The 17872-nt window shown below is 59.2% G+C and carries 18 protein-coding genes and 5 tRNA genes; 15 read left to right on the top strand and 8 right to left on the bottom strand.

Annotated features, from left to right (window positions below; genetic code table 11):
- Positions 1–111 precede the first annotated feature (111 nt).
- From rluD to AACY30_RS06385, 7 genes are all read left to right on the top strand, one after another.
- On the top strand, positions 112–1074 hold the full coding sequence (gene rluD, locus AACY30_RS06415; RefSeq protein WP_049710064.1) for a 23S rRNA pseudouridine(1911/1915/1917) synthase RluD: 963 nt from the start codon (positions 112–114) through the stop codon (positions 1072–1074).
- Positions 1071–1796 (top strand): peptidoglycan editing factor PgeF, encoded by a 726-nt coding sequence (gene pgeF / locus AACY30_RS06410; protein ID WP_339540018.1) that lies wholly within the window; start codon positions 1071–1073, stop codon positions 1794–1796. The genes rluD and pgeF overlap by 4 nt, the downstream gene beginning before the upstream one ends.
- 130 nt (positions 1797–1926) lie before the next feature.
- Positions 1927–4491, top strand: coding sequence for an ATP-dependent chaperone ClpB (gene clpB / locus AACY30_RS06405; RefSeq protein WP_339540017.1), 2565 nt, complete (start codon positions 1927–1929; stop codon positions 4489–4491).
- 316 nt (positions 4492–4807) lie between these two features.
- Positions 4808–4883: transfer RNA gene (locus tag AACY30_RS06400), tRNA-Asn, on the top strand.
- A gap of 9 nt (positions 4884–4892) precedes the next feature.
- A tRNA-Pro gene (locus tag AACY30_RS06395) sits at positions 4893–4969 on the top strand.
- A 5-nt stretch (positions 4970–4974) separates the two neighbouring features.
- A tRNA-Lys gene (locus AACY30_RS06390) sits at positions 4975–5050 on the top strand.
- Between the two features lie 94 nt (positions 5051–5144).
- A tRNA-Pro gene (locus AACY30_RS06385) sits at positions 5145–5221 on the top strand.
- Between the two features lie 121 nt (positions 5222–5342).
- Here AACY30_RS06385 and AACY30_RS06380 read toward each other — a convergent pair.
- From AACY30_RS06380 to AACY30_RS06370, 3 genes are read right to left on the bottom strand one after another with little or no spacing between them, the layout of a single operon-like run.
- Positions 5343–6641, bottom strand: coding sequence for an NAD(P)/FAD-dependent oxidoreductase (locus AACY30_RS06380; protein WP_339540016.1), 1299 nt, complete (start codon positions 6639–6641; stop codon positions 5343–5345).
- A gap of 60 nt (positions 6642–6701) precedes the next feature.
- Complete coding sequence (locus AACY30_RS06375; protein ID WP_339540015.1) at positions 6702–6875, bottom strand: DUF3094 family protein; 174 nt, start codon at positions 6873–6875, stop codon at positions 6702–6704.
- Between the two features lie 54 nt (positions 6876–6929).
- Entirely contained in the window at positions 6930–7559 is a 630-nt protein-coding gene (locus AACY30_RS06370) for a DUF1780 domain-containing protein (protein WP_339417397.1), read from the bottom strand.
- A gap of 103 nt (positions 7560–7662) precedes the next feature.
- Here AACY30_RS06370 and AACY30_RS06365 point away from each other — a divergent pair, with 103 nt between their 5' ends.
- The 3 genes from AACY30_RS06365 to AACY30_RS06355 all read left to right on the top strand — a co-directional run bounded on the left by AACY30_RS06365 (position 7663) and on the right by AACY30_RS06355 (position 9106).
- Entirely contained in the window at positions 7663–8130 is a 468-nt protein-coding gene (locus AACY30_RS06365; protein ID WP_339468385.1) for an FAD/FMN-containing dehydrogenase, read from the top strand.
- Positions 8127–8816, top strand: coding sequence for an energy-coupling factor ABC transporter permease (locus AACY30_RS06360; RefSeq protein WP_339540014.1), 690 nt, complete (start codon positions 8127–8129; stop codon positions 8814–8816). The genes AACY30_RS06365 and AACY30_RS06360 overlap by 4 nt, the downstream gene beginning before the upstream one ends.
- A gap of 74 nt (positions 8817–8890) precedes the next feature.
- Positions 8891–9106 carry a hypothetical protein gene (locus AACY30_RS06355; protein WP_003171680.1) on the top strand — a complete coding sequence of 72 codons (216 nt, stop codon included), beginning with the start codon at positions 8891–8893 and terminating at the stop codon, positions 9104–9106.
- Here AACY30_RS06355 and yacG read toward each other — a convergent pair.
- Genes yacG through AACY30_RS06335 form a run of 4 tightly spaced genes read right to left on the bottom strand, consistent with a single transcriptional unit; the run spans position 9103 to position 11991 of the window.
- Positions 9103–9303, bottom strand: a complete 201-nt coding sequence (gene yacG / locus AACY30_RS06350; RefSeq protein WP_003188437.1) for a DNA gyrase inhibitor YacG — start codon at positions 9301–9303, stop codon at positions 9103–9105. The two genes, AACY30_RS06355 and yacG, sit on opposite strands and share 4 nt — an antisense overlap.
- Positions 9300–9923 carry a dephospho-CoA kinase gene (gene coaE, locus AACY30_RS06345; RefSeq protein ID WP_339468390.1) on the bottom strand — a complete coding sequence of 208 codons (624 nt, stop codon included), beginning with the start codon at positions 9921–9923 and terminating at the stop codon, positions 9300–9302. Before coaE ends, yacG begins: the two co-directional genes overlap by 4 nt.
- Positions 9920–10786, bottom strand: a complete 867-nt coding sequence (locus tag AACY30_RS06340) for a prepilin peptidase (RefSeq protein WP_339468392.1) — start codon at positions 10784–10786, stop codon at positions 9920–9922. Before AACY30_RS06340 ends, coaE begins: the two co-directional genes overlap by 4 nt.
- Positions 10783–11991 (bottom strand): type II secretion system F family protein, encoded by a 1209-nt coding sequence (locus AACY30_RS06335; protein ID WP_339468394.1) that lies wholly within the window; start codon positions 11989–11991, stop codon positions 10783–10785. The genes AACY30_RS06340 and AACY30_RS06335 overlap by 4 nt, the downstream gene beginning before the upstream one ends.
- A gap of 202 nt (positions 11992–12193) precedes the next feature.
- Between AACY30_RS06335 and AACY30_RS06330 the strand changes: the two genes are divergently transcribed.
- From AACY30_RS06330 to AACY30_RS06315, 4 genes are all read left to right on the top strand, one after another.
- Positions 12194–12607, top strand: coding sequence for a pilin (locus tag AACY30_RS06330; protein ID WP_339417595.1), 414 nt, complete (start codon positions 12194–12196; stop codon positions 12605–12607).
- Positions 12608–12642: 35 nt separating this feature from the next.
- Positions 12643–14043, top strand: coding sequence for an O-antigen ligase family protein (locus tag AACY30_RS06325; protein ID WP_339540013.1), 1401 nt, complete (start codon positions 12643–12645; stop codon positions 14041–14043).
- Positions 14044–14091: 48 nt separating this feature from the next.
- Positions 14092–14164 (top strand) — tRNA-Thr (locus AACY30_RS06320).
- Positions 14165–14310: 146 nt separating this feature from the next.
- Positions 14311–14616: a DUF6388 family protein gene (locus tag AACY30_RS06315; RefSeq protein WP_339468396.1), complete on the top strand. Its 306-nt coding sequence runs from the start codon at positions 14311–14313 to the stop codon at positions 14614–14616.
- A gap of 51 nt (positions 14617–14667) precedes the next feature.
- Here the strand turns inward: AACY30_RS06315 and nadC are convergent, their stop codons facing one another.
- The gene (nadC, locus tag AACY30_RS06310; RefSeq protein ID WP_339540012.1) at positions 14668–15516 is read right to left on the bottom strand and encodes a carboxylating nicotinate-nucleotide diphosphorylase; all 849 of its coding nucleotides are present in this window, start codon (positions 15514–15516) and stop codon (positions 14668–14670) included.
- Positions 15517–15707: 191 nt separating this feature from the next.
- Here nadC and AACY30_RS06305 point away from each other — a divergent pair, with 191 nt between their 5' ends.
- Positions 15708–17858: a DUF1631 domain-containing protein gene (locus tag AACY30_RS06305; RefSeq protein ID WP_339540011.1), complete on the top strand. Its 2151-nt coding sequence runs from the start codon at positions 15708–15710 to the stop codon at positions 17856–17858.
- Positions 17859–17872 lie beyond the last annotated feature (14 nt).

Genomic DNA, 17872 nt, shown 5'->3' with positions numbered 1-17872 from the left:
GGGCCGTCCTGTTATGATGAGCGCCCCGTTGAAAGCCTCGGGGCAAAAGACGCCGTATTTAACCACAAGCGCGCAGCCGAAACCAAAGGCTGTGCCACGCCTAGTCTGAGCATGTCCGATAAAATTGAACTTCGCGCAGAGGTGCCGTCCGAATTGGGCGGCCAACGCCTCGATCAAGTCGCCGCACAATTATTCGCTGAGCACTCGCGCTCGCGCCTTTCCGCCTGGATCAAAGACGGCCGCCTGACTGTGGATGGAGCGGTTATCCGCCCGCGAGACACAGTCCATGGCGGTGCGATTCTTGAGCTGACTGCCGAGCAGGAAGCCCAGGGAGAATGGGTCGCCCAGGACATTGAGCTGGACATCGTCTATGAAGATGACGACATCCTGGTCATCAACAAACCCGCAGGCCTGGTGGTTCATCCGGCTGCCGGGCACGCTGACGGCACTTTGCTCAATGCCTTGTTGCACCACGTGCCGGACATCATTAATGTCCCGCGCTGCGGCATCGTGCACCGTCTGGACAAGGACACCACCGGCTTGATGGTGGTGGCCAAGACCATTCAGGCGCAGACGCAGTTGGTCACACAATTGCAAAGCCGCAGCGTCAGCCGAATCTACGAGTGCATCGTGATCGGCGTGGTGGTGGCAGGTGGCAAGATCAACGCCCCGATCGGTCGTCACGGCCAACAGCGCCAGCGTATGGCGGTGATGGAGGGCGGCAAGCAAGCTGTCAGTCATTACCGTGTACTTGAGCGTTTCCGCTCCCACACGCATGTGCGGGTCAAGCTGGAAACCGGCCGCACGCACCAGATTCGCGTGCACATGGCGCACATCAACTTCCCGTTGGTCGGAGATCCGGCCTACGGCGGTCGCTTCCGTATTCCGCCGGCGGCCAGTGTGACAATGGTTGAATCGCTTAAGTCCTTCCCGCGCCAGGCACTGCATGCACGCTTCCTGGAGTTGGATCATCCGACGAGCGGTAAGCGGATGAGCTGGGAATCGCCTCTTCCGGACGATCTGGTCTGGTTGTTGTCGCTGCTCAAGCAGGATCGCGAGGCATTTATCGGATGAGTGACTGGCTGATTCCTGACTGGCCTGCGCCGGCTCAGGTGAAGGCCTGCGTCACCACTCGTGCAGGCGGCGTCAGTCTGGCGCCGTTCGACAGCCTCAACCTGGGCGATCATGTCGAGGACAGCCTGGACGCCGTCCTGGAAAATCGCCGTCGGCTTACCGATGTCTTCGTTATACAGCCGGCTTGGCTGCGCCAAGTCCACGGTATCAAGGTGGTCGAGGCCGACCCTGGCCAGACTGCCGAAGCCGATGGCAGTTGGACAAGCACTCCAGGCATTGCCTGTACCGCAATGACTGCTGACTGCCTGCCCGCGTTGTTCTGCAACCGCGCCGGCACCCGTGTGGCGGCTGCCCATGCCGGTTGGCGCGGGTTGGCGGCAGGCGTGTTGGAAGCTGCTCTCGACAGCCTGGACGCCGAACCCGCTGACGTGTTGGTCTGGCTCGGCCCGGCCATTGGCCCACATGCCTTCGAAGTCGGCCCTGAAGTGCGTGAAGCCTTTATGCAGCAACTGCCGATTACCGCCAAAGCCTTTTTGCCCAGCCGCACCCCCGGCAAGTTCATGGCCGACATCTATCAGTTGGCCCGTCTGCGCCTTGCTGCGCGGGGTGTCACGGCTGTTTACGGTGGCGGTTTCTGCACGGTAACCGATCCACGCTTCTTTTCTTACCGCCGCAGTTCGCGCACCGGTCGGTTCGCCTCCCTTATCTGGCTCGAGCGCTAGACTCTTCTGATCTGCGTCAACTACCCGTAGCTTGAATCTCCCAGAATCGACCGCATCTATAGGGGTATCTGGCAGGTTTCTTCATTCAGGATGTTTTATAGCTCCGGCCTGCTCAAAAGGAAGGTGACTAATGCGTATTGATCGTTTAACCAGCAAATTGCAGTTGGCCTTATCAGACTCCCAATCCTTGGCGGTGGGCCTTGACCATCCGGCCATTGAGCCTGCGCACCTGATGCAGGCACTTCTGGAACAGCAAGGTGGTTCTATCAAGCCCTTGCTGATGCAGGTGGGCTTTGACGTCAACAGCTTGCGCAAGGAGTTGAGCAAAGAGCTCGACCAACTGCCGAAAATCCAAAACCCGACCGGCGACGTGAATATGTCCCAGGACTTGGCGCGTCTGCTCAATCAGGCAGACCGTCTGGCCCAGCAGAAAGGCGACCAGTTCATTTCCAGTGAGCTGGTGTTGCTCGCCGCGATGGACGAGAACAGTAAGCTTGGCAAATTGTTGCTGGGCCAGGGCGTGAGCAAGAAGGCCCTGGAAAACGCCATCAACAACCTGCGTGGCGGTGACGCGGTAAACGACCCTAACCATGAGGAGTCGCGTCAGGCCCTGGATAAATACACTGTCGACCTGACCAAGCGTGCCGAAGAGGGCAAGCTTGACCCGGTGATCGGCCGTGACGATGAAATTCGTCGCACTATCCAGGTGCTGCAACGCCGCACCAAGAACAACCCGGTGCTGATCGGTGAGCCTGGTGTGGGTAAGACCGCGATTGCCGAAGGCCTGGCTCAGCGCATTATTAATGGCGAAGTGCCAGACGGCCTGAAAGGCAAGCGCCTGCTGTCCTTGGATATGGGGTCGTTGATTGCAGGTGCCAAGTTTCGCGGTGAGTTCGAAGAACGCCTCAAATCCCTGCTTAATGAACTGTCGAAGCAGGAAGGGCAGATCATTCTGTTTATCGACGAATTGCACACCATGGTCGGCGCCGGTAAAGGTGAGGGCTCCATGGATGCCGGCAACATGCTCAAGCCTGCCTTGGCGCGGGGTGAGTTGCACTGCGTCGGTGCTACCACGCTCAACGAATATCGCCAGTACATCGAAAAAGACGCCGCCCTTGAGCGTCGCTTCCAGAAAGTGCTGGTGGAAGAGCCGAGCGAAGAAGACACCATCGCGATCCTGCGTGGCTTGAAAGAGCGCTACGAGGTTCACCACAAGGTGGCGATCACCGACGGCGCGATCATTGCAGCGGCCAAGTTGAGCCATCGCTATATCACTGACCGTCAGTTGCCGGACAAGGCCATCGACTTGATCGACGAAGCGGCCAGCCGTATCCGCATGGAAATCGATTCCAAGCCGGAAGTACTCGACCGTCTGGATCGGCGTCTGATTCAACTGAAAGTCGAGTCCCAGGCCCTTAAGAAAGAAGAAGACGAAGCGGCGAAGAAGCGTCTGGAAAAACTTCAGGAAGAAATCGTGCGTCTGGAGCGCGAGTATTCCGACCTGGAGGAAATCTGGACCTCGGAGAAAGCTGAAGTGCAGGGTTCTGCGCAGATCCAGCAAAAGATCGAGCAGTCCCGCCAGGAACTGGAAGCTGCGCGTCGTAAAGGCGACCTGAACCGCATGGCCGAGTTGCAATACGGGGTGATCCCGGACTTGGAGCGCAGCCTGCAGATGGTCGATCAGCACGGTAAAAGCGAGAACCAGTTGCTGCGCAGCAAGGTGACCGAGGAAGAAATTGCCGAAGTCGTTTCCAAGTGGACCGGCATTCCGGTGTCGAAGATGCTCGAAGGCGAGCGCGACAAATTGTTGAAAATGGAAAGCCTGTTGCACCAGCGCGTCATTGGTCAGGAAGAGGCCGTGGTGGCGGTGTCCAACGCAGTACGGCGTTCCCGTGCCGGGTTGTCCGACCCGAATCGCCCAAGTGGTTCGTTCATGTTCCTCGGCCCGACCGGCGTGGGCAAGACCGAGCTGTGCAAAGCCTTGGCCGAGTTCCTTTTTGATACCGAAGAAGCCATGGTGCGGATCGATATGTCCGAATTCATGGAGAAGCACTCGGTGGCTCGCTTGATCGGCGCCCCACCAGGCTATGTGGGCTACGAGGAGGGCGGTTACCTGACCGAAGCCGTGCGGCGTAAGCATTACTCGGTGATCCTGCTGGATGAGGTCGAGAAGGCGCACCCGGATGTGTTCAACATCCTGTTGCAAGTGCTGGAAGATGGCCGCCTGACGGACAGTCATGGGCGTACCGTGGACTTCCGCAACACGGTGATCGTGATGACCTCCAACCTGGGCTCGGCGCAGATCCAGGAGCTGGTAGGTGATCGTGAGGGCCAGCGCGCTGCGGTAATGGATGCATTGACCACGCACTTCCGTCCGGAATTCATCAACCGGGTCGACGAAGTGGTGATCTTTGAGCCTCTGGCACGTGACCAGATCGCGGGTATCACCGAGATCCAGCTGGGCCGTCTGCGCAGCCGTCTGGCTGAGCGCGAACTGTCGCTGGAGCTGGGCAGTGACGCGTTGGAGAAATTGATCGCGGTCGGTTACGACCCGGTGTATGGGGCACGGCCGTTGAAACGTGCGATCCAGCGCTGGATCGAGAACCCGCTGGCCCAGTTGATTCTGTCGGGTAGCTTCATGCCGGGCACCAGCGTCACGGCGACTGTGGAAAACGACGAAATCGTCTTCCACTGAGCCCAGGCTGTTGGCTGATAAGACAAGGCCTCGCATTGCGGGGCTTTTTTTTTCGATAGGGCGTTGAACTGTAAGGCAAAGGCTTGTAAAGTGCGCCCCGCAGCAACGTCAGCCCACGGATTTCTTCTCCCCAAGAAGAAATCAGAAACAAGCGCAAATCATTGTCTTAAAAGCAATTTAAAGGGTTGACAGGGGTTTTTAAGATTGTAGAATAGCGCGCCTCAGACACATGAACGTAGCGATACGGGAAAGTCGAAGAGAAGGTTACACCGCAGTAAAAATGCTTTGAAATAAGTAACACTTTGAAATATGTAGTTCCGTGATAGCTCAGTCGGTAGAGCAAATGACTGTTAATCATTGGGTCCCAGGTTCGAGTCCTGGTCACGGAGCCAATTTCAAGCCGGGGTATAGCGCAGTCCGGTAGCGCGCCTGCTTTGGGAGCAGGATGTCAGGAGTTCGAATCCCCTTACCCCGACCATATTTGGGTCGTTAGCTCAGTTGGTAGAGCAGTTGGCTTTTAACCAATTGGTCGTAGGTTCGAATCCCACACGACCCACCATTTTTGAGACCAGTTAACGCTGGAATCAGATCTTAAGATCAGAGGCCAAAAGCACTGATCGAAGAAGGCGACTGAAAGGTCGCCTTTTTATTACCGGGGTATAGCGCAGTCCGGTAGCGCGCCTGCTTTGGGAGCAGGATGTCAGGAGTTCGAATCCCCTTACCCCGACCATATTAAAAATCCTCGTGTCGAAAGATGCGGGGATTTTTTTTGCGCGCAAATCCTGACTCAGCGCAAAATAAATGTGGGAGCGGGCTCCCACATTTACCAGATCCCATCCGAGGCCGTGTTGTTAGTGCAACTTCAGGCGTGGCTCGGTGCCTCGGCCGATTTTGCTGCCCAGCATCAGCATCGCCGTACGGAAGAAACCGTACAGCGCCATCTGGTGCATCCGGTACAGCGACACGTAAAACATCCGCGCCAACCAGCCTTCCAGCATCACGCTGCCAGTGAGGTTACCCATCAAGTTACCCACCGCCGAGAACCGCGATAGCGAAATCAGCGACCCATAGTCGGTGTACTTGTACGACGGTAGGTCCTTGCCTTCAATGCGCAGCTTCAGCGATTTTGCCAGCAGCGACGCCTGTTGGTGAGCCGCCTGGGCCCGTGGCGGTACGTTGCGGTCGGTGCCCACTTGTGGGCAAGCAGCGCAGTCACCAAAGGCGAAGATGTTTTCGTCGCGTGTGGTTTGCAGCGTCGGCAACACTTGCAGCTGATTGATACGGTTGGTTTCCAGGCCGTCGATATCCTTGAGGAAACCTGGTGCGCGAATGCCAGCGGCCCACACCTTGAGGCTGGCTGGAATCACTTGGCCGCTGCTGGTGATCAGGGCGTCGGCCGTCACTTCACTGACCGCCGAGTTAGTCAGCACCGTCACTCCGAGCTTTTCCAGGGTTTTATGCACAGGCCCGCCGATACGCTCCGGCAGGGCAGGCAACACCCGTGGCCCGGCTTCGATCAGGGTGATGTGCATGTTTTCCGGCTTGATGCGGTCCAGGCCATAGGCGGCCAACTCTTGGGCGGCGTTATGCAGCTCTGCGGCCAGTTCGACGCCGGTCGCACCGGCGCCGACGATGGCGACGCTGATTTTTTCCACCACATCGGTCTGCCCGGCATGGGCACGCAGGTAATGGTTGAGCAATTGCTGGTGGAAGCGCTCGGCCTGCTTGCGGGTGTCGAGGAACAGGCAGTGTCGCGCTGCGCCTTCGGTGCCGAAGTCATTGGTGGTGCTGCCGACCGCGATCACCAGGCTGTCATAGCCGAGCACGCGTGCGGGCACCAGCTCACGGCCTTCTTCATCAAGAGTGGCGGCGAGCTGGATCTTCTTTTGTTCACGGTCAAGCCCGCTCATGCGCCCTAGTTGGAACTCGAAGTGGTTCCATTTGGCCTGGGCGACATAATTGAGTTCGTCCTCCGAAGAGTTCAGCGAACCTGCGGCCACTTCGTGCAGCAAGGGCTTCCAGATATGGGTCAGGTTGGCGTCCACCAGCGTGATGCTGGCGGTGCCACGCTTGCCCAGAGTCTTACCCAGGCGGGTAGCCAACTCCAGGCCGCCGGCGCCGCCGCCGACGATAATAATACGATGGGTCATGGGGATATCTCGCAAGGCTAAAAGAAATCTGAGCGGTTACCCCCGCGAGCGCCAGGCAGCTCATAGCGTCAGGTAACTCAAAAGGCGACTCAACAGGCCGATGCCGATCACCACTACAAGCACCACACAGAGGAGCAGCCATGGCCGGAAAGGCTTGCGCTCGACTCGGTGTTGGGAGAGTTGCAGATACTCTTCGACATGCTGTTGGTCATCGGGGTTCAGGCGGCTGGTCATAAAGGCCTCGTCAGGTAGACGTTGCAAAAGGGCGCCACGTTACAGTCCGGGGGCTCAGAGGCTGATGCCCACGTCGAACACTATGCTGCGGCCCAGGTTGTTGCGCAAGAAATCCGGCGCGTCCGGGTGTGCGAACAGCACCCGTGCAAAGGTCGGCCCCACCAGTGACAGCGAGCGCCAGCCCTGGCGCAGGTATTCCGTCGGTGGCGGGAAGTGGCTGTTAAGGTCGAGTACTTCGCGCTTTAGACTGGAGAAAGCGACGATATCCAGCTCCCCCAGGTCCATGCCGCGCTCTTTATAGTTGTGGGCCTTTTTGCGCAGCGTGGGCGCCAAGCGCATTAAAAACTCATGGGCCGGAATGCGTCGCGGCTTGGCTTCACGTCGTACCAGTTGGCTCAGGGAGAAAGCGCTGCGGCGGCGCAGCAACTCGTCACGCCATTCGTCGTTCAGGCGACGGCCTTCATCCAGTACAAAAAACACTTCGAAACTGGCGTCGCGAAACAGCACGTCCGGCGGTTCTTGCCCCGCGGCGTGAAACTCTTCAGTCCGGTAGGGCACGTTCAAGCCTTGTAGCAGGCGCTGGCAGACCCAACGCTCACGCTCCCACTTGCGGGCATTGGACAGGAAAGCGTTGGCTTGTTCGGCCGCCACGGTGAGCAGACGCAAGTAATCTGAGTCATCCATAGGTAGCAGCTTAGCGCTCAAATCATGACCGCAGGAAGTCCCGCTGTAAAAGCTCGGTGTAGACTGGTCACTCGATCGTCAAATCGTACTTTAGGAGTGCGTAGTGAAGTTTTTAGTGTTGCTGATGCTCAGCCTTTTTCCCGTGTGGTCCCAGGCCGTTGAAGTGGGTGAGCGCCTGGCGCCCTGGACGTTGCTGGATCAATTCGACCAGCCCTACACCCTGAATGACCAAGCGCAGATCTTGCTGGTGGCGCGCAGCATGGAAGCCGCCAAATGGGTGGATACGGCACTGCAAGGGCAGCCCAAGGGGTATCTGGAGGCAAGGCGCGGGGTGTTTGTCGCCGATATCCAGCGCATGCCCCGACTGATCGCCAAACTGTTCGCAGTGCCGGCCATGCAGTCCTATAACTACCGGGTCATGCTGGACCGTGACGCGCGCATCGCGCCGCGTTATCCGGGCCCTGTGGATAAGGTGCTGTGGCTGCAACTGGATAACGGTAAGCTGGTCGCGCAACGCGAATACAGCTCTGGCGCTGAGCTGCGCCAAGCCCTGGAGCAGGTGAAACCGTGATCAGTGCGGCCGTGTTGGCGCCGCAAACCCTTGGCATCGGCTGGCTGTTGTGCGCGCCGGTGGTGCTGTGGGCAATCTTGCGTTCGCCATGGGTCGAGTTGTTTGCCGACCGGCGGCGTCAGCATTTGCTGTTCGGCACGGTGTTCGCGTTGTTCATGCTGTGGCTGGTACGGCGGGATTTCGATACCGGTGTGTCCTACCACTTTATCGGCATGACTGCCGTCACCCTGCTGCTGGATTGGCCTCTGGCGATCGTCGGCGGCTTTGCTGCCCAGGTGGGCCTGATGTTGTTGGGGCGCCAGGACCTGGCCGCCCTTGGTGTCAACGGCTTGCTGCTTATCGGGCTGCCAGTGTTGGTTACCGAGGGCTGCGCATTGCTGGTCGAGCGTGCGCAACCGCGCAATCCCTTTGTGTATATCTTCTGCTCCGGCTTTTTTGCCGCCGCACTGTCGGCGTTGCTCTGCCTGTTGTTCGGGCTTGGACTGTTGTGGTTCGACGGTCTTTTTGCCATGCCGGAATGGCTGGAGGATTTCGTCGGTTATCTGTGGTTGATCATCTTTCCAGAGGCCTTTATCAACGGCATGGTCATCAGCGCTTTGGTGGTGTTTTGCCCGGAATGGCTGGAGACCTTCAACCGTACCCGCTACCTCTCGGCGCCCTGGAAGGACGACGATTCACAGCGTTGACCCAGATCAAATCCCGCATAGCCGAGCAGGCCCATGCTCTGCGAAGTTTTCCTAGGCAAGGCGGGGGCACGATCATGAGTGTGTACGAGTGGGCACGGCAGGAGTTGCGCAGAAGCCAGGATGCGGCACAGGAAATTGGTTTTGACCCAGGCTTGACCCTGCGCGCCATGCTCAGTGCGGTGGTGCAGCAGAGCAAGGGTGTGCGCAGTTTTGAAGACCTGGCCGACGAGCTGCAATACCTTGCAGAGAACCTCGACGACCAGCAGGAATACGCCTTTATGCGCCCTTAATGGCGCGGCGGCAGGTCTTCGGAAAACAGCTCGTCTTCGGCATCCGGAGCCACCGGGATTTTGTGTTCCTCGGCCGCCCAGGCGCCGAGGTCGATGAGCTTGCAACGGTCCGAGCAGAACGGCCGGTTGAGGTTGGTCGCTTTCCATTCCACGGGTGCGCCGCAGGTTGGGCAATCGACGGTCAAGGGTTGGCTCATGTTCGGCCTCCACGCAAAGTAAGGTAAAAGTGGTGCAGTCGCTCGACCTCGCTGTGCAGCCAGGCGAGGTCCTTGTCGTTGACCAGTATGTCATCGGCATGGTTCAGGCGGTCTTCACGGCTTGACTGCGCCTTGAGGATTGCCTGTACCTGTTGTTCGGTGATGCCGTCGCGCTGCAGGGTACGCTGAATCTGCAGCGATTGCGGCACGTCGATCACCAGGATGCGTTGGGTCATGCTGTTCTGGCCTGACTCAACCAGCAGCGGCGATACCAGGATTGCGTAAGGCGACTGCGCGAGCGCCAGGTGGTTGCGAATCTCCTCGCCAATCAACGGGTGTAGCAAGGCTTCAAGCCAGCGGCGCTCTTCGGGTACTTCAAAGATCAGCTTGCGCAATGCAGCGCGGTCCAACTGGCCGTCAGGCTGCAGCACGCTGGCACCGAAGTGCTCGGCGATGCGCGCCAGTGCCGGCCGGCCAGGCTCGACCACCCAGCGGGCGGCGTGGTCGGCGTCCACCAGGTCAATACCCAGGTCAATAAAGTGTTGGGCGGCCGCGCTTTTGCCGCTGCCGATGCCGCCGGTGAGGCCGAGAATCCAGGGTGCTGCAACAGAAGTGGTCATCTGAAACCGACAGACTGCAAATAGAAGTCGGTTATTTGACCACCCCAGAGCAATGCAATCCAGCCGGCAATTGCCAGATACGGACCAAACGGCATGGGCGCCGATGCCTGGGTCTTGCGCAGACGCATCAGGATCAAGCCTGCGCACACCCCAAGCAGGGACGACATCAACAGCGTCATCGGCAGGATCTGCCAGCCACCCCAGGCGCCGAGCAGCGCCAGTAACTTGAAGTCGCCGTGGCCCATGCCGTCCTTGCCAGTGACCAACTTGAACAGCCAGAACACGCTCCATAGGCTCATATACCCGATCACCGCGCCCAACAGGGCGTCCGGCAATGTCGTCAACAGGCCCAACCCGTTGATGATCAGACCCAGCCATAACAACGGCATCACCAACGCATCGGGCAACAGTTGATGGTCTGCATCGATCAGGCTCATCGCCAACAATCCCCAACTCAGCACCATCACCGCTCCCGCCTGCCAGCCAAAGCCGAAATGCCAGGCCACCCAGGCCGAGATCAGCCCGCACGCCAGTTCTGTAAGTGGATAGCGGGCGCTGATCGCGCTCTGGCAATGGGCGCAACGCCCTCTGAGAAGCAGATAACTGAGTAGCGGGATGTTTTCCCAGGGACGTATCGGATGATTGCAGTGCGGACAGCAGGAGTTGGGATGCATCAAATTGTAAGTCGGCCCGGCAGGCTCAGCGGGCAAACCGAGCACTTCATGGGCCTGGGCGCGCCATTCACGCTCGAGCATTTTCGGCAAGCGCCACACCACCACATTGAGAAAACTGCCAATCACCAGCCCCAATACCAATGCCATCATGACAAAAGCCAATGGGTGTTCACCCAGCAGCAGGTTCAAAAGGCACTCCCCAACTGGAAGACTGGCAGGTACATGGCGATCACCAGCGCGCCAACGATACCCCCCAATACCACCATGATCAGCGGTTCCATCAGGCTGGTGAGGTTGTCGACCAAGTTGTCCACATCGGCCTCGTAATGGCTGGCGACCTTTTCCAGCATGCAGTCCAGTGTGCCCGACTCTTCGCCGATGGCCGTCATCTGGATCGCCATTGCGGGAAACAGTCCGCTGGCGACCATGGATTGATTCAGTTGCATGCCAGTGGATACATCGTGTCGCATATGTTCGATTGCCTGTTTGAACGGTCCTGAACCGGCAGCACCAGCCACAGATTCCAGTGCCTGCACCAACGGAACGCCGGCGGCAAAGGTGGTGGAAAGCGTGCGGGCATAGCGAGCCACGGCTGATTTGCTCAGCAGTTTGCCTGCCAGAGGCATTTTCAACAAACCGGTGTCCAGCCATAGACGAAAAGCAGGCAAGGCACGATAGGCGTGGCGCAATCCCAGAGCTCCCGCAAGAGCGCCCAGCGCCATGATCCACCAGGCTTTCTGGATGAACTCGGACAGAGCGATAACCTGCAAGGTAAAACCGGGCAGCTTGCCGTCGACCCCGGCAAACAGGTTCTGGAACTGCGGTACGACGTGGATCAATAGAACGCCGGTGACAACGCTGGCCACCACCAGCACGGCGATCGGGTAGGTCATGGCCTTTTTGATCCTGGCCTTTAATTGCTCGTTCTTTTCCCGATGTATTGCCACGCGCTCCAGCAGTGTTTCCAGTGCCCCGGCCTGTTCACCGGCCGCCACCAGGTTGCAATACAGCTCATCGAAATAGCGCGGTTGTTTGCGCAACGCTTCGGCCAGGCTGGAGCCGGCGGCGATCGCCTGTTTCAACCCTTGCACCTGCTCACGCACAGCTCGGTTGTCGAAGCCTTCGCCGATGATGTCGAAGGCTTGCAGAAGAGGAATGCCGGCCTTCAGCAGTGTGGCCAGCTGGCGAGTGAGTAGGGTGATGTCTGTCGATTTGATCGACGGTGCCAAGCTTGGCAACACGGCAGATTGCTTGCGCACCAGGCCTGGGCTGATGCCTTGCCGGCGCAACTGAGCCTTGACCAAGGCGGGGTTGTGCCCTGCGGTTTGCCCGGACACCTTACGTCCTTTACGGTTGATGCCTTCCCAGGCGTACAGGGTTGAAGCGTTATCCATGACAGGGTTCCGCAGAGAGGTCGTCGAAGATTTATAGCTTAGTCAGGTGACGGATTCGGGCAGGCTGGCAGCGCAGGATAAAATGTCAGAATGTGCGTCCAGTGCGCGATTGAGCGCTTGCGGATGAGTACACTGGCGCCGCTGCACAACACGGGGCGCAGGAAGCGCCTTGTCATGAGTTCTATTCTGGAGAATGAAAGTGATGCGTCAGAAAGGTTTTACTTTGATCGAGTTGTTGATCGTCGTGGCAATCATCGGCATCTTGGCCACCATCGGCCTGCCCATGTACACCACCCACCAGGCCAAGGCCAAGTTCACCGCCGGGTTGGCTGAAATCACCGCGTTGAAGCCTGGGTATGAAGACACCCTCAACCAAGGCACCGTACCCACGCTGGCGTTGATCGGTGGCGTCAGCCCAACCGCCAATTGCAAGATCGATGTGGCAGGGGATGTGGCGACGGGCGCGGGTTCCATCAGTTGCGAAATACTCGACGCTCCCGCGCCAGTACTGGGCAAGACCATCAGCCTGACGCGCAACGCCACCACTGGTTGGAAATGCACCACCACCGCTGACGCGAAATATATCGCCAAGGGCTGCGGCGCCGACGGTGCATAACTGCTAAACCCTCCACAGGGAAGTTGAGGTGGCCGATGTATTTATCCGTACAGCAGCGTGGCAGTATTTTTCTGGTAGCAGTGGTGTGTCTGCTGGTTGTCGGAATTTGTGCACCGTTCAGTGGGCATGATTTACAGCGGGCGATGCAGATTGCCATCGGGGCTTGTGCGGTGCTGTATGGGCTGTTGGTCGCCCCCGTTGAACGGTTGGTAGACCGGCCTACCGCCCTGGGCCTGGCGCTGATTATTGGGCTGGGCCTGGTGTCATCGACGCTGGCCCACCAGACGCTCTGGGCACTGGCCGAAGTGGCTTTATTTGTCAGCTGCGGTGCGATTGCCGTGGCATTTGCCTTGCTGCGTCGCCAGGGCGGTGAGCCTTTGGATCGCGCCTTGATCCTGGTGGTGCTGCTGCTGTGCCTGATCAAGTCGATTCAATACGTGTATGCGGGCGCACTCGCGTTCGCCAGCGCCGAGCGGACGCTGGACCCTGACTTGCTGCTCTCTGGCTTTTCCAACAAGCGATTCTACGGCCAGTTCCAGACGTTCACCCTGCCATTGCTGGCGCTTCCCTTGTTGATCCCGACTCTCTCGCGCTCGCTCAAAGTTGCGGTGTTTGCGTTGCTGTGCGTGTGGTGGCTGATCGCAATTGGTGGCGGCACACGCGGCACCTGGCTTGGCATGGGCGCGGCGGGTGTGGTGTTGGCGGTGTTGGGGCCATGGGGTCGGCGCTGGCTGGGGTGGCAGCTGGCCGCAGTGCTTGGCGGGCTGTTGTTGTACTGGCTGGTGTTTACGGTGTTAGCGGATTACCTGGGGATCGAACTCGCCAGTAGCGCCAGCGATCGCCTCACCCTCTCGTTGTCGGGACGCGGGCCGATCTGGTGGCAGGGATGGCATATGCTCACCGAGCGGCCAGGGCTGGGTTTCGGGCCTATGCATTTTGCCGATATCACCAACAGGATTGCCGCTCACCCCCACCAGGCCATCCTGCAATGGGCCAGTGAATGGGGTGTGCCATCGGCTCTGTGCGTCGCGGTGTTGGCGTGGCGAGGCGGCTGGGCCACATTCGGTATATTGCGTGAGCGCGCGCTGAGCGCCGAGCGTGCGGACCTGCTGCGGCTATGCCTGTTTGCATCGGTGGTTGGCGCGTTGGTGCAGTCCATGGTCGATGGCGTGATTGTGATGCCCAACTCCCAGGTTTGGCTGGCGCTGGTGGTGGGCTGGTTGATGGCGCTGCATGTGTGGCGAACGCCGCCGACCGCTGAGCTGCCATTGGCCCGGAGTGCTTGGAAAACGCTCAGTGTGCTGGCCGTTGGTCTGTTGATTTTTATTGTCGCGCGCGATGTACCTCACATCAAGCAAGCGCAGCAGCAGTACCTGGACGGCCATGACACCTTCCTGCAACCGCGCTTCTGGGCCCAAGGTGTGATTGCCCGTTGACGCCGGCAAGTTGCCGGACTTCCGATGCAGTGCTAGCTTTAGCCCACCGCCCGTGTAGCTCAGCCGGTAGAGCAGCGCACTCGTAACGCGAAGGTCGCAGGTTCGACTCCTGTCTCGGGCAAAAAGGCAACAAAGGCAGCACGTTTTCAGTTGATCCCAGAATGGTTCTGAAGGCCAGACGAGCCGGCATTCGCGCCCGCTCATTTGTATCTGCGCAAACCTTGATGACCCAGATGCATCCCCATTCCTCGATCTAAGAGAACACACATGACCACGACTGAAATGACCCAGGAAGCTCGGCACGAAGAAGCACTCAAGAAATACCTTGAGGACACGCCGCAGCTTAAAGAAGAAATCAAGGACCTGAGCGCCGATGATCAGCGCGATCAGATTCAGTGGGCATTCGAGGACGAGGCCGAGAGCCAGGGCCTTCAGCCTTGGGAGCTGACCCTCAAGTACACCTCGACACCGGAAGCATTCGAAGCGGCACGGCTGGTCTTGCACAAAGAGGCGGCCGAGGTGCTGGGTGTCGATTGGGAAGAGTACTGCGAGATGAATAACTTAGTGGTCTGAGCGTGTAGTGAGCGGGCTTGCCCGCTCACTACACAAGCATTTCTGAGTGTTTTAGATACTCAGCCGCATCGACAAATCCACCGCCTTCACATCCTTGGTCATGGCGCCGATTGAGATGTAGTCCACCCCGGTCTCTGCGATAGGCAGCAGGGTGCTTTCGTTGATCCCGCCACTGGCCTCCAGCTTCGCCTTTGCGCCGTTCAGGCGCACGGCTTCACGCATATCGTCCAGGCTCAACTCATCGAGCATGATGATATCCGCGCCCGCTGCCAGGGCTTCGCGCAGTTCATGCAGGCTTTCCACTTCGACTTCCACCGGCTTGCCGGGTGCGATCTTGTGGGCGGCCGTGATCGCTTGGGCAATGCCCCCGCAGGCGGCGATATGATTTTCCTTGATCAGGAACGCGTCATATAAACCGATACGGTGGTTGTGGCAGCCGCCGCAGGTTACCGCGTACTTCTGCGCCAGGCGCAGGCCCGGCAGAGTTTTGCGGGTATCGAGCAGCTTGACCTGGGTACTGGCGACAAAATCTGCCAGGAATTGGGCGCGGGTCGCGACCCCGGACAGCAACTGCAGAAAATTCAACGCGCTACGTTCGCCGCTGAGCAGCGAGCGTGCCGGACCTTCCAGGTGGAACAGCGCTTGGTTGGGGCTGACGCGTTCACCGTCGGCGACCTGCCAGTGCACGGCGACCCGCGGGTCCAACTGACGGAATACCGAGTCGACCCAAGCCGTACCCGCGATAACAGCGGCGTCGCGCGTGATGATGGTGGCGGTGGCCAGTCGTTCGGCCGGGATCAACTGCGCAGTGATGTCGCCGCTGCCGATGTCTTCCAGCAGTGCGCGGCGCACGTTGGCTTCGATTTCGGCGGTGAGGTCGGCAAGACGGAGATTCGGCATAACAGGCTCCACAAACAAAGTGCCCCGATTATAGGGGCAGTGCGCGTTTGAACCCAGGCTCACCCCTCATTTACCGTGCGATGGCAGAGTTTGCTGGCGCAACCCACCTCATTTGCAAGATAATCTTGCGCCTTTCAATTGGCGTCATAGCTTTGACGTTTAGACAAATACCGCCGTTTCAGGAGGCCAGGATGCACAATGACGGAAAGGTGGTGCCAATCAAAAAGGCACACGCCACGCCATCGCCGCTCGCCCGACTTCCGGTGGTGTTGCTGCAGGTCCGCGACAAGGCGGTGCAACAGTTGCAGCAAGGGCTGCAGGAACTGTTCGATAACGCCGATGACACGTTGTTCGAAATGGCCGACAGGTCGCGCAACATGCTTGACCACCATATTTTCTTTGAAGCCATGCGCGACCTGCGCCTTAAGCGCAAGAATTTTGAGCGCGTGTTCCTGGAGCAGCTGTTTGAAGCCTTCGCCAGCCTGGGCCAGGCGGGGCAGGGAGAGCTGCAACGGGTGCCGGTGGTTTCCTATGACGCGCCGCCTGGTTCATCCAAGGATGCCCTGGAAAAAATCGTGGCGCTTGAAGCCATGCTCGGCCGGGTGCGACAGCGTGACGGCCTGGCCCTTAGCCAACTCACGGCGCGATTGAGCGCATTACTGGGCAATCGCCTGGATGAGCGTGAGAACCCGCTGGGGCCCGCGCTGCTGTGTGAGTTTTTCCTGCAGGCGGGACGCAGCCTCGGTGTGGAGATTCGCGTCAAACTGATCATGCTCAAGCTCTTTGAAAAATACGTGCTCAGTGACGCCGGCCAGTTGTATGGCGAAGCCAATCAATTGCTGGTCGCGACCGGCGTATTGCCGGAACTCAAGGCCGTACCGTCCCCTCGGCTTGAGGCGCGTGCGGCCCGCGAACACGCGCGCGAAGAGGCTTCGCCGGCCGCCGATCAGCCCGTCGACGAAAATGGCCAGGAAGCTTTCGCCGCGCTCCAGAAATTACTCACAGCGGTACGCGGCAGCGTGGCGCCAACGCTTGAGGCCAGTGCCGAACCGCTGCCTATTTCCACCCGTGACCTGTTACGCCTGCTGTCCCACTTGCAGCAGTACGTGCCGGAGCCTGAGGCCGAAGACGATTTCGACCTGTGTAACCAGCTTGAACAGTTGCTCACCCGTGTCAGCGTCAAGAGTGGTAAGTCGCGGGTCGTAGAGGATGCGGACGAAGACGTAATCAACCTGGTCGCGCTGTTATTCGAATTTATCCTCAACGACCTCACCGTGCCCGGTGCCTTCAAGGCTGTGATCGGTCGCCTGCAGATCCCGATGCTGAAAGTCGCGTTGCTCGACAAGAGCTTTTTCAGCCGCGCCGGTCACCCGGCACGACGCTTGCTCAATGAAATCGCGGCCGCCGTCATGGGCAGCAGTCCGTGTGAAGACTACCAGCGCGACCACCTTTATCTGCGTATCGAGCAGGTCGTGCAGCGTTTGCTCAATGAGTTCGTCGAAGACCCGGCGATTTTCCCCCAATTGCTCGCAGAGTTCAGCGCGTTTACCGCCGATGAACGGCGACGCAGCGACCTGCTTGAACAGCACACCCGCGATGCCGAGGCTGGACACGTGCGCACCGAAGCCGTACGCCAGCGCGTGGCCGATGTGCTTAATCGACGGTTGTTGGGCAAGGTCCTGCCGCGTCCGGTGGTGCAGTTCCTGCAGCAGGCATGGAGCCAGGTGTTGTTGCTGGCCAGTCTCAAGCATGGTGAGCAGTCGGTGCAATGGCAAGCGGCGTTGAGCACCATGGATGAGCTGATCTGGAGCGTCAGCCTGCAGCAAGACACCGAAGCCGGGCGCCATTTGCTGGAGCAACTGCCTGGCTTGCTCAAGGCCTTGCGCGATGGGTTGACCAGTGCCGCGTTCGACCCGTTCAGCACCCGTGAATTCTTTCTGCGCTTGCAGGCCTTGCACGTCCAGGCGCCCGAATGCATGGAAGATCTGATCGAAGTGCGCGAGCCGTTTGTCCTCAGCGCGACGTCGCTCGCCCCGGTCATCGACCTGCCGGGCAACGACCCGGACTTGCTCAGGGCTCAAGAACTAAAGGTGGGTAGCTGGGTGGTGTTCCAGACGGACGCGACCAGCCCACTGCGGTGCAAGCTGACGGCGATCATGGCACCGGCCAACACGTATATCTTCACCAGCCGCACGGGGCTCAAGGTGCTGGAGAAGAGTACCGGCCAGTTGGCGCTGGCGTTCAAGCGCGGCACGCTGCATTCCTTGGACGACGGCCCCCTGTTCGAGCGCGCGCTGGCCGCGGTGTTGAATAAACTGCGTCAACTCAATCGCGGCAAGTGATCGCAACCAGAGGG

The organism is Pseudomonas sp. RA_5y_Pfl1_P24 (assembly GCF_963970945.1).
Classification (GTDB): Bacteria; Pseudomonadota; Gammaproteobacteria; order Pseudomonadales; family Pseudomonadaceae; genus Aquipseudomonas; species Aquipseudomonas tritici.
This window is presented reverse-complemented; position numbering and strand designations above follow the sequence as displayed.